11 protein-coding genes and 1 tRNA gene are annotated in these 11,484 nt (G+C 42.2%); 6 read left to right on the top strand and 6 right to left on the bottom strand.

Going from position 1 to position 11,484, the window contains the following annotated elements; all coding sequences use genetic code 11:
- Nucleotides 1-342: 342 nt before the first annotated feature.
- The 3 genes from AC5JMF_RS25045 (at nt 343) to AC5JMF_RS25055 (ending at nt 3,239) form a co-directional block, all read left to right on the top strand.
- Complete coding sequence (locus AC5JMF_RS25045; protein ID WP_495798410.1) at nt 343-1,506, top strand: XdhC family protein; 1,164 nt, start codon at nt 343-345, stop codon at nt 1,504-1,506.
- Between the two features lie 107 nt (nt 1,507-1,613).
- Nucleotides 1,614-2,219 (top strand): nucleotidyltransferase family protein, encoded by a 606-nt coding sequence (locus tag AC5JMF_RS25050; protein WP_495798411.1) that lies wholly within the window; start codon nt 1,614-1,616, stop codon nt 2,217-2,219.
- Nucleotides 2,220-2,390: 171 nt separating this feature from the next.
- Entirely contained in the window at nt 2,391-3,239 is an 849-nt protein-coding gene (locus AC5JMF_RS25055) for a phosphodiester glycosidase family protein (protein WP_495798412.1), read from the top strand.
- 215 nt (nt 3,240-3,454) lie between these two features.
- Here AC5JMF_RS25055 and AC5JMF_RS25060 read toward each other — a convergent pair whose 3' ends face one another.
- The 5 genes from AC5JMF_RS25060 to AC5JMF_RS25080 form a co-directional block, all read right to left on the bottom strand.
- Nucleotides 3,455-3,784 carry a hypothetical protein gene (locus tag AC5JMF_RS25060; protein WP_495798413.1) on the bottom strand — a complete coding sequence of 110 codons (330 nt, stop codon included), beginning with the start codon at nt 3,782-3,784 and terminating at the stop codon, nt 3,455-3,457.
- A 144-nt stretch (nt 3,785-3,928) separates the two neighbouring features.
- The gene (locus AC5JMF_RS25065; protein WP_495798414.1) at nt 3,929-4,348 is read right to left on the bottom strand and encodes a hypothetical protein; all 420 of its coding nucleotides are present in this window, start codon (nt 4,346-4,348) and stop codon (nt 3,929-3,931) included.
- A 663-nt stretch (nt 4,349-5,011) separates the two neighbouring features.
- Complete coding sequence (locus AC5JMF_RS25070; RefSeq protein ID WP_495798415.1) at nt 5,012-5,923, bottom strand: MBL fold metallo-hydrolase; 912 nt, start codon at nt 5,921-5,923, stop codon at nt 5,012-5,014.
- Between the two features lie 12 nt (nt 5,924-5,935).
- On the bottom strand, nt 5,936-6,319 hold the full coding sequence (gene panD, locus AC5JMF_RS25075; RefSeq protein ID WP_495798416.1) for an aspartate 1-decarboxylase: 384 nt from the start codon (nt 6,317-6,319) through the stop codon (nt 5,936-5,938).
- A gap of 164 nt (nt 6,320-6,483) precedes the next feature.
- Nucleotides 6,484-6,996: an inorganic diphosphatase gene (locus tag AC5JMF_RS25080; RefSeq protein WP_495798417.1), complete on the bottom strand. Its 513-nt coding sequence runs from the start codon at nt 6,994-6,996 to the stop codon at nt 6,484-6,486.
- A 633-nt stretch (nt 6,997-7,629) separates the two neighbouring features.
- Here AC5JMF_RS25080 and AC5JMF_RS25085 point away from each other — a divergent pair.
- The 3 genes from AC5JMF_RS25085 (at nt 7,630) to AC5JMF_RS25095 (ending at nt 10,452) form a co-directional block, all read left to right on the top strand.
- Nucleotides 7,630-7,699: transfer RNA gene (locus AC5JMF_RS25085), tRNA-Leu, on the top strand.
- Nucleotides 7,700-8,194: 495 nt separating this feature from the next.
- Entirely contained in the window at nt 8,195-8,773 is a 579-nt protein-coding gene (locus AC5JMF_RS25090) for a YdeI/OmpD-associated family protein (protein ID WP_495798418.1), read from the top strand.
- A 152-nt stretch (nt 8,774-8,925) separates the two neighbouring features.
- Complete coding sequence (locus AC5JMF_RS25095; protein ID WP_495798419.1) at nt 8,926-10,452, top strand: slipin family protein; 1,527 nt, start codon at nt 8,926-8,928, stop codon at nt 10,450-10,452.
- Nucleotides 10,453-10,488: 36 nt separating this feature from the next.
- Here the strand turns inward: AC5JMF_RS25095 and AC5JMF_RS25100 are convergent, their stop codons facing one another.
- On the bottom strand, nt 10,489-11,286 hold the full coding sequence (locus tag AC5JMF_RS25100; protein WP_495798420.1) for a Uma2 family endonuclease: 798 nt from the start codon (nt 11,284-11,286) through the stop codon (nt 10,489-10,491).
- Nucleotides 11,287-11,484 lie beyond the last annotated feature (198 nt).

An 11,484-nucleotide genomic window follows, 5' to 3' on the forward strand; every position in this document is an offset into this window, starting at 1 on the left:
AAACAAGGGGCAGGAGGCAAGGGGGAGCTATATATAACCTTCCCCCTGCTCCCCACTCCCCACTCCTTTCAAGGGTAGGTTTTTCATATTCAGTCTGAAAAAACCTATTTTTTCGTTCCGAAATCTTTCTGTGCGTCCCCCTACCCTTCTCCTATCGGAGACGCTGCGCGAACGGGAACGCTTTCAGCGAACGGGTTCGCAGTCGCCTGCGGAGGGAAACCCTCCTTTACTCGCTGTCTCACCGCGTCCCCGCGTCCCCGCCTCAACCAAAACGCCAAATCTAAAAAACCTACCCATAAGAGGGCCCCGAGTTCCCCACTCCCTACTCCCCACTCCCTAACAATGAACGAGCTACACGCTATCTTGGCAACTTTTGCAGAAAGTCAACACAATGCTGAACCAGTATTTCTCGCTACTGTGGTGAATGTTAAAGGCTCTACCTATCGTCAACCAGGTGCCAAAATGCTGATCACACAAGCAGAGCAAATGATAGGCATGATTAGTGGTGGCTGTTTAGAAAATGATGTCTTTCACCACACCCGCTCATCCATGCCAGATGGGCAGCCAATTGTTGTCACCTATGACACTAATGCTGATGAAGATATTGTGTGGGGATTTGGACTGGCTTGTAATGGTGTAGTGCAAGTACTAATTGAACACCTAGATGTAGATAATTCTCTTAATCCTATAGCTTTTATTCAACAATGTTTTTTTCGTCAGCAACCGGGGATTATTGCAACTGTTTTTGGTGTGGAAGGCACAGTTAATGTTAATATCGGGGCACGCTTCATGCTGAATTTCGATAATAGCATAACTACTAATATTGCAGAATCTTCTTTAGTTGCTGCTCTGACTCAAGATGCTCAAATCGCTCTCAAAAATCAACATTCAAGTGTTAATAAATATCAATTATTCTCAGGTATTGTTGATGTTTTTCTTGAAGTAATTCAACCACCCACACGCCTGATAATTTTTGGTGCAGGCCATGATGCTGTACCAACAGCGCAGTTTGCTAAAGCTTTGGGTTGGCATGTCACTATTGTTGATTGTCGAGCTAATGAGGCAACCAAAGAACGTTTAACAATGGCTGATGAGGTGATTCTGACTCGCCGCGAGATTTTAGATCAACAAGTATGTGTGGATAAATATACTGTTGCTGTAGTGATGACTCATAATTATTTAGATGATTTAGAGATTCTCAAATTATTATTGCGATCGCCTGCTGTATATATAGGTTGTTTAGGCCCTAAGCATCGGACTGCCAGATTACTCGAAGATTTACATGCTGAGGGTATGGACTACACTACAGAACAGCTACAAAGATTATATGGCCCTGTGGGCATTGATATTGGTGCAGACACGCCTGAAGCGATCGCTTTATCGATGATTGCTGAAATTCAAGCTGTGCTGACAAATCGTTGTGGTGGTTTTCTGCGAAACCGCACTGCACCAATTCATCAACGACATGAAGTTAAGGAAAAACTAACTAGGAGTGTAGGGGTATAAGGGTTTAGGGGAAGAGGACGCGGGGACGCGGGGACGCGGAGAAAATTTCTTCCCCACTCCCACTCCCCACTCCCCACTCCCCATTTCCAAGAGGGGAGATTTTGATCATGGTTGCCATTATTATTTTGGCGGCGGGTGCGTCAACTCGTATGGGTACACCTAAACAACTTTTGCCCTATGAGGGACGGAGTTTAATTCGCCATGCGCTTGAAAGTGCGATCGCTTCTGTATGTAGACCTATAGTAGTTGTTTTGGGGGCTAATGCCCAAGCAATATTTCCTGAAGTTAATCAACCGGATGTGCAGGTGGTGGAAAATCCCCAATGGAATTTGGGCATGAGTGCTTCTATTAAAAGTGGAATTTTGGCACTTGCAAATTATTCTGAAAGTATAGATGCAGCGGTTATTATTGTTTGCGACCAGCCGTTCGTTTCTGCTGAAGTGATTAATCTCTTAGTCACAGGATATCATTCTACAGGGAAACCTATCGTTGCTTCTCAATATGCACAAACATTCGGTGTACCTGCTTTGTTTAATCAGATATTTTTCTCGGAACTCGCAAGCTTGGGTGAGAATGTTGGTGCAAGAAATTTGATTAAGAAACATTTCAATCAAGTGTTTGGCGTTCCTTTTGAATTAGGTGCGATTGATATTGATACACCAAACGACTATATGAATCTGACGAGGGAGTGCAAAGATGAGGGGACGCGGTGAGACAGCGAGTAAAGGAGGGTTTCCCTCCGCAGGCGACTGCGAACCCGTTCGCTGAAAGCGTTCCCGTTCGCGCAGCGTCTCCGATAGGAGAAGGGTAGGGGGACGCGGAGAATGACAATTCCCAATTCCATATTTTGGTAAAAACAAGTGAGAAAAATCTGGCTACTGGCTATGACACTAATTAGTTTGGGAATGTGGTTAATCTTGCATTCCTCTGGTTCTGTTGTCCCAACCGTTGCGTCTTCACCACCAAAAACTATCCGCTACTTTGAGCGCACTTTGCCCCAAGGTATAGCTCATGTCTTGTTAATTCCTACTAATAGTCGATTTTTGGTAACTCCTGCATTATCGCCGAAGGTAAGCACAGTAGAGGAATTTGCCCAAAAGCATCGAGCGATCGCAATCTTTAATGCAGGCTTTTTTGACCCAGTAAACCAAAAATCCACATCCTACGTAATTTTACAAGGAAAACTCGTTGCTGATCCCAAGCAAAATGAGCGATTAGTGGATAATCCCAAATTAAAACCTTACCTCAATCAAATTTTCAATCGCACAGAATTCCGCCGCTACCTATGTGGACAGACCATTCGCTATGATATTGTTCCGCACAGGGAGTCATCACCAGCAGGTTGTCGATTAGTCGATGCTATAGGTGCTGGCCCGCGCTTACTACCACAACTCACCTCAGTGCAAGAGGGTTTTGTAGATACTACCAATGGACGGGATGCACTCGGCAGCAACCAACCTAACGCCAGAACAGCTGTAGGTATTACTAATGACGATACTGTTGTTTTAGTAATGATGGCTCAAAAAACCTCAGACCCCACTAACTCTGGAATATCCTTACCAGCGCTGGCAGATTTCCTCAAAACTCTCGGTGTCCAAAAAGCGATGAACTTAGATGGAGGGAGTTCGTCTTCGCTTGATTACAATGGCAAAACCATTTACGGGAAGGTGGATTTGCAGGGCAATCTCATCAAGCGACCTGTGAAATCGGTTTTGTTAGTTCAAGAAAACTAGAAAATCTCGCCCAAGAACTATCGTGGCTTATCAAAACAATCAGGTCTAAAACCGGACTTCGTCCAAAGTTTTTGGAGCGCTTTATAAATTCACCGTTACAAAAACGACCTGCGACCTGCGTTAATTACGAATTACGTTAGCGCAGCGTAAAGCCTGCGGCATAGCTTCGCTTAGAGCGACACAGGAGCGTCGCATCATTACGAATTACGAATTATTTAACTAGCCGTTTGATTTTGAAAGATGCGTAGTTGCTCTACTATATAGTCTTCTAATTCTTGTTTATCTCTGCTGCTAGCATTACGCTGATAAACCTTTCCTGTCTCTTGAATAAACTTACGTTTTTCATTAGGAGAACCTTTACTTTTAGCTCCTGGTTTGTTTAATTTTTTTTGTAATTCTTCCCAGGTTTGTTCACCTACATTTTCACCAACTTTTACAAGTGCTTGAGGTAGTAATATTTTTGCTTCTCTTTTGAAATCTTCTTCTGTTTCTAACGAGGCTAAATCTACACTACTGAAGTCAATATTAATTTGAAATTTACTCATGGAATCTCTAAACTTGCAAGTTAGTTAGTTGTGAAGTGAAATTATAGATATAACATAGTTATCTAATTCTAACCTTTAATAGCCAGAAAATGTTATTTTGTGGAACAGGCAAGATGTCTATCAAAGAGGACAGACGACGGGCCACTAGTTTTTGCTTGGACTGTAAATTTTTTGAGGATACATCTTCTCAAAGTAGGCGATCGCAACTTCGCCAAATGCTTTAACCGCAAAAGCTCCAATTATAGGTTGAACAATTTGTCCGATGCCAGGAACAAATGTTGCTATCATACCACCCATCCTGAAAAGTAGTTGTCCTCCGCCCATAGCTATGATTGCAGCTGCGATCGCACCTGCGCCACCAGCAGGTAATAAATCTACATCATAAACTTGAGCAATTCGACTGATTACAGCTGCCTGTACAGCAGTTAGACTAGTTTGGAAGTTGAACGCGCCAACACCAGGAACCCCACCAGCTAATCCTGCTGTAACTCCACCTCCCATCATTAACCAAAGTTCATCTCTTGCTTGGTCACTACAATATTTAGGCATAACAGAAATCACCATGCCATAAAAGATTTGTTGTAAGTTCAATAAATTTCAGCACTACAACTATGCAGATCTAATCAACAAGATTGGCTCAAGTTAATTGCAACTAAACTCGTAGCAAAAAATTGGTCGCAGAATGTTGTCTTGGCTGGAAGTGACTAAAAACAATTGACGATAAAAACGGCATCTCGATGCTTTCTCATAAATCAGTTCTCAGATGCTGTATTCACTAGTTCTAGGTTATCTATACCTTGTTGATAACATTCATAATATTCAGAATTTTTTCAAACAAAATCCATCCCAAGATATGACCAGCAAAGTCATCGCAGCGTTTTTGATACACTCAATTGTTGAAAAAACTGAATTGAACCTTGGATGACGCCGCATAGCGTAGATTTTGAGTTGGATAAATAGCTGCGATCGCCTCAACCATAACTATTTTGGTCTAATCGCTTTAATTAAATTTTTGTTACATTTTGATAAATTTTTTCACCGACTTACTGACTTGCTCTATTAAGAGAATTAGAAGTGAAAGTCACCAAGATTGTCATGATTTAACCAGCAATAACGAAGGCAGGGGCAGGAGGCCGTTTTTGTCACGGGGATTTATACCTCCCTCTAAAAACTTTTCGCTTTCAAACTTGACCAATATCCCCTACCCCCTTACACCCCAAAAGCAAGCTATATTAGGGGTTTGTGCATAGGTATCACCAAACCTTCGCAGGCTAGTAATGATTGGGGAAATTTGGATTGAACTTCGCCTTGAGCCTGGTCAAGAAAGTCATCGTGGTCATCCGGGTGATGATGCGATATGACCAACTTTTGTACGTTTGCACTGTGAGCTAAGTTGATAGCAGTTTGCCAGTGTAAATCCGCTGAGTCATGGTTGTGAGATGTCGGAGGCACGTAAGTAGCATTGGCTATGAGTAAATCAACACCTTCAACAAACTGTAAAATCCGCTCTTGTTCTGCTTGATCTGCACTTTGATGCAAATCTGTGACGTAAGCAACGCTTAAATGCTGCCAATTAACTCGATATCCAGCTGAGCGCTGGGTTTGATTGATTAGTGCTGTGGTGATTGTGACGCTATCTAAATTGACTTCACTGTTGAGAGTTAGATTATAAAACTGCAATTCGGATTGCATCACCTGTAAAGGATAAGGAAAGTGTGGCTGGAGCATCTGATCGCACAAACATTGTTTGATCGAAGCTCCATTTGAGGCCGCTGTTCCATAAATGTGAAAGCAATTTTCTGCTACAAATGCAGGTGCAAAAAAGGGAAATCCTTGAATCCGATTTGATTGAGAATTAGTAAAAAACAAATGAGCTTCTAGTGGTTTTTGGAGTTTTTGCCAAGTGTTACCTAGAATGCGTAAGCCAGTACCACCATCAAAAATTAAGCGTTTTCCATCTACATGCATTTCTACACATGCAGTATTGCCACCATACCGACTGTTATGGCTGCTAGGGGTAGGAATTAAACCCCGTACACCCCAAAATTGCACTAAAAATTCATTCACTGGGTTATTGAGTGGGGTAGTTGACTGCTCATCTATGTAGTTTTGGGAACCCGACAGTTCAAAATTTGACATTATTCTTTGCAATTAGACCTTACTGAGCAGGTCATCGTAGTGCCGTACTTCCAACAGTCGGTTTTTTTCATCCACAATGACTACCGTAGGAGAGTAACTTTTTAACTCTTCTGGAGTGAACTGCCCGTAAGTCATTATAATCAAGCGATCGCCACTAATGCCTAGACGTGCCGCAGCCCCATTTAGTTCAATCACTCCTGAATTAGCCGGCGCGGGAATTGCATATGTAATAAAGCGCTGTCCATTAGCATTATTGACTACTTGCACCTGTTCATACGGTAAAATTCCAGCTTTTTCTAAAAGGATTTTATCAATGCTGATACTACCCACATAGTTGAGATTTGCCCCTGTAAGGGTGCAGTTATGAATTTTTGCCAAAAGGATAGTGCGCTGCATTTGGTTTCGGGGTTTATGGCGATTTGGCTCGCAACCAGCGAAAGCTGTTTTCCTGTTTTTTGAGTTTGGTGAGCAGAGTCTTGATTATCTTTGCCTAGTCCATTATTACAGGGGAGATTGGTAATTGGTAATTGGGTGCAACCCATTACCTATTACCTCATCCATTATGCTTTAGCAGCTTTGATGCATTTTTCAACTAGAGCCGCAACTTGTCCAGCATCTTGCCAACCGAGAATTTCAGTCACTTTTTTCTCTAAATTTTTATAAGTGCGAAAAAATTCGGCAATTTCATCCAATCGGTGTTGATGAATGTCTTTTAAAGATTTGACTTCAGCGTAACGGGGATCTTTAGCTGGCACACAAAGAAGTTTTTCATCGCGATCGCCACCGTCAATCATTTCTAACAGCCCAATTGGGCGTGCAGCGATCACACATCCAGGGAAGGTTGGTTCATCGATGATCACCATACCATCCAATGGGTCGCCATCATCAGCCAAAGTATTGGGTACAAAGCCGTAGTCATACGGGTATTGCACCGAAGAATAAAGTACCCTATCTAAGGCAAAAGCTTGTATTTCCTTATCGTATTCGTATTTATTTTTACTCCCGCCGGGAATTTCGATCAAAACGTTGATAATGCCTGGTTTAGGTTGAGCAGGAATAAGGGATAAATCCACAACAAAATCCTCCGATAACAATCAGTAGTAGGCGCACTCAGTTGGCTCCCGTGTAGAATTTTAGGGCAATTCGGTATCTGGCGCTGCACTGTTCTTGATCAGAGGTGGGGGTGATGTGGTTCGACTTCTCCTGTCAAAGACGCTACGCGTAGCAAGATCCCGTAGGGTACGCGGTAATCTCGACTTCGCTCGATACCGCATAGCCGAAACTGACTAACCGGGGGATGAGAAGACGCGGTGAGACAGCGAGTAAAGGAGGGTTTCCCTCCGCAGGCGACTGCGTTAGCGAGCTTGCGAGCGTCACCCGAAAGGGGACGCGGAGAATGACAAATCCTTATTACCCCTAATCCCCACTATTTCCGGGGGCCCCCTTTCAAGGGTAGGTTTTTCATATTCCTATTTTTTCGTTCCGAAATCTTTCTCCGCGTCCCCGCGTCAACCAAAACGCGAAATCTAAAAACCTACCCATAAGAGCCGGGGGCCCCGAGTTCCCTATTACTATTTTTTGTGTTACATTTAGTAGTAAGGTAGTAATACATCTGCCAAGCTTATGGTTTGGGTTCTGTATGTCCGACTGGTGCGCCAACCTTTGGATTGAGCGTATACCGCGAAGCAATGCGTCACTACTTTACCGTTTGATTAGCTCAGTGGCAGAGTATCCGAGAAGATCGGAAGGGCGTAGGTTCGAGTCCTACATCAAGCACCGTGTAAGTTAGCTCAATGGAAGAAGCAATCGACTCAGAATCGATATGTTGTAGGTTCAACTCCTACACTTACCACCAACCCTGTCCGGGTCAAAAGACACTACCCTGCTAAGGTAGCTTTAACACCAATGGTATGGGAGGACATCCCAATACGGTTCGACTCCGTTATTTTGCAAACTCTGTGATGTGGGTGCTAGCTACTTTTAATCACGAAAGTGGTGAAAAGTAGCAACAGTGAAGAAGCTAGTGCGATCGCTTTTCTCTCTAACTTGAGTATGTCCCTTCGGTTTCTGTGTCTGGTTTCTCTACGGAGACTCTGGAAATGGTAAACCGAACGGCATATCTGAGCGCTATTTTCTGTTTCTAGATTGTCCAAGGGCAGTCTAGAGGAAATTAGCAATCTTAATCCAGTTTTAGAGACGCGATCGCCCGCAACTAAACTGTATGCACCTGCATTTGCAGAGTTTAAAAATTCAAAATATAATTTTTAATTCATGCCAAAATTTGAAACCCAACTAGAAACTTTTTATGCTACAAATCGCCACGAATGGCGAGAATGGCTAGAGAAAAATTATCTATCTTCTGTTGGGATATGGCTAATTTATTACAAAGTCAAAAGTGGTAAACCCAGCATTCGATATAGCGAAGCAGTCAAAGAAGCTTTATGTTTTGGATGGATTGACAGTAAAGTTAAATCACTAGACGAATACCGTTATATGCAAATATTTACTCCTCGAAAACCGAAAAGCGTCTGGTCAAAATTGAATAAACAATATATCCAAGAACTTCTTGAGCAAGGCTTAATGACTGAGGCTGGTTTAGCAAAAATTGAGGTAGCAAAACAAGATAGTTCATGGAGTACATTAGATGCCATAGAAGCTTTAATTATCCCAGATGACTTAAAGCAAGCACTAGCAGCAAACGAAGCAGCTAATCAATATTTTGAGTCATTAAGCAACTCATCCAAAAAAAATATCCTCTTTTGGATTGACAGTGCTAAACGTCCAGAGACAAGATGCAAACGAATTGAGAAAACTATCAATTCAGCAGCACAGAACGAAAATCCTCAGTGATATAAATGTCTTTATCAAACCTTATATTTTAGTTAAAAATGCCCAAGCTATCTATACGAATTTCTATTTGATTTGGTGAAAAAACTCCGTATACCTTAGAGAATCTCTCTTCCCCTACGCCAATAATTTAAAACATCCAAGCAGATTACTATATGTGGAAAACTTTTTACATTAAACCTAACGAAATCGGAATCTTATATCACCGCAGTGATTTTAAGAAAGTTTTACAGCCAGGGACTTACACTTATTTGGGTTGGCATTGGCGAGTAAAAGTTTATGATCTCAACCAACCTGAAGCTAAGATTGAAAACTTAGAATTATTATTGCGAAATCATAATTCAGAGTTACAGCAATATCTATTAGTTGTACAAACAACATTCAATCAAGCGGCTTTAGTGCGCTTGGGTCAAAATTGGGTGAGTGTAATACCAAATCAATTAAGAGCTTTTTGGCGTGGTTTTATTGATGTACAATGTCATCTTTTCAACTTGCAAGAAAGCTTGGAATTGCCTACTGAGTTCGTGCAGCAATTACGAGGAATTGCCTTGAATGGAATCAAGAAGTTCCAAATCTCTGAATATGAGATTGGTTTGCTGTATGTGCAAAATAACTTTGTGCGACCATTAGAACCAAATGAGTATGCTTTTTGGTCTGTGAATCGGGATGTTACAGTACGGACTCTCAGCAAAATTGTACCCAATCCAGATTTTCCTTTAGAAGATGTTTTGATCGAACGACATCCTGAGTTTGTCGCGGCTTACTGTCAAACAGTACAATTGCTCAATCAGCAAGTTGCGATCGCCAGGTATCAAGGTAAAGTCATTTCTATTCTTGGGCCATGCAGTCGCAAGCTGTTCTGGCAAGGTGTGGAAGTAGAGGTGATTGATATCAGCACTGATGCTAAGTTACCATCTCGCTTAATCGCTGAGTTAGTCTCAGGTTTACCAGAGGTTCTAGTTTTGAGCCGTAGTTCTTTGCATGTTTGCGAAGTTCCCGCACAACACTTGGGATTACTTTATATCAATCAAGAATTTCAAACACAACTGCAACCAGGAATGCACGCTTGGTGGACGTTTGGACGTTCCTTACAAACAGAAGTCTTTGACTTGCGCCAGCAAATTGTTGAAGTGTCTGGTCAAGACATGCTTTCCAAGGATAAAGTACCATTGCGCTTAAATCTAACCACTAGTTTCCGCATCATCGACCCCCTAAGAGCTAAAAACGGGTTATCAAATATTACCAGCTACTTATATAAAGAAGCTCAGTTTGCTTTGCGTGGTGCTGTTGGAGAAAGAACTCTAGATGCTTTGCTGGAGGATAAAAGCGCGATTGATAGAAGTATTTTTGACTACATTCGCCAGAAAACCGTAGATTATGGCATTGAAATCGATTCGGTTGGGGTTAAGGATATTATTCTCCCTGGTGAGATTAAGACGATTTTGAGCAAGGTAGTGGAAGCTGAAAAAGTAGCTCAAGCAAATGTAATCCGTCGTCGTGAGGAAACAGCAGCTACCCGCAGTATGTTAAACACCGCTAAAGTGATGGAAGATAACCCCGTCGCGTTGCGTTTGAAGGAGTTGGAAGTGCTGGAAAGAATTGCCGAGAAGATTGAGAAAATTCAAGTCAACGGCAGCTTGGATAGTATTTTGACCGAGTTAATTCGGATTAATCGCGAATAAAAGGGACTGGGGTTGTCCGTCCCCTGTTCCCTTTTATTACTCGGACATAAGCAAATTATTCGGGTCGATACCTTGAGATTGCAAATAAGCAATCAGTCGGTCTTTTTGCTGGCGTTCTTGTTCGGCGCGTTGGTGTTCTTGTTCGGCGCGTTGGCGTTCTTGTTCAGCGCGTTGGCGTTCTTGTTCAATCTGTTCAACAGCCCAAGGTAACAAATTGCCAGCTTTATCCCACCAGCGTAACCAATAACCTGTTCGAGCTTCTTTTGCACCTTGCCAAGTTCCCAAAAATAAGCCTAGTGTATCAATCCAATGGCGACCATTTTCATCAGGCTGCTTTAACTCATAGCGTCCGTTTTCCAGCTGGTGAAATTCCAATAAACCACCATCTGGTTCAAAAATTATGTAAATGGGAACCTGCAAAATTTGCTCGTAGAAAAACCATTTTCCCGGTGGATAAGTTCGCTTAGCAGAATATTCTCCACCATCGCTGTCGGATAGAAACTCCATCACAACGGTGGGGATATCACCTTCTAAATTGGGTGTGTAACTTTTACGATTACTAACAACTTTGTTAACTGATGGAACATAAACCCAGTCTGGTGCTTTAATAATAAATTGTCCGTTGACAGTCGCGCAAAGACCAAAATTTGAAGCTATCAACATCTGCGGCTGGATTAATCCATTAATTTCTAAGCTTTCACGCAAAGCACCAGCCAAAATTGGCTGACCAGTATTCTCCACTGGTTCATCCTCTAGTTTAAAATCGTCGGGTAATGCTTCCCAAGAGATGACCAGTTCAGTTGATGATTTGGCTGCACTGAGTTGGGTTGCCATAAATATGACATAAATCTGAATTTGTTTTCATTTTACCGCTGTTAAGTAGGTGGACACAATTATTTATAAAACGCCTGCGCGACTTCTCCTATCAAAGACGCTAGGCGTAGCAAGGTAATCGAGGTGAGGTTTAATTTAGTCTTTAGACCTCTTGCATAAATATTTTTTTTTCACGCAGAGGCGCAGCGAAAAGTTCTG

This window comes from Desmonostoc vinosum, from assembly GCF_059505385.1.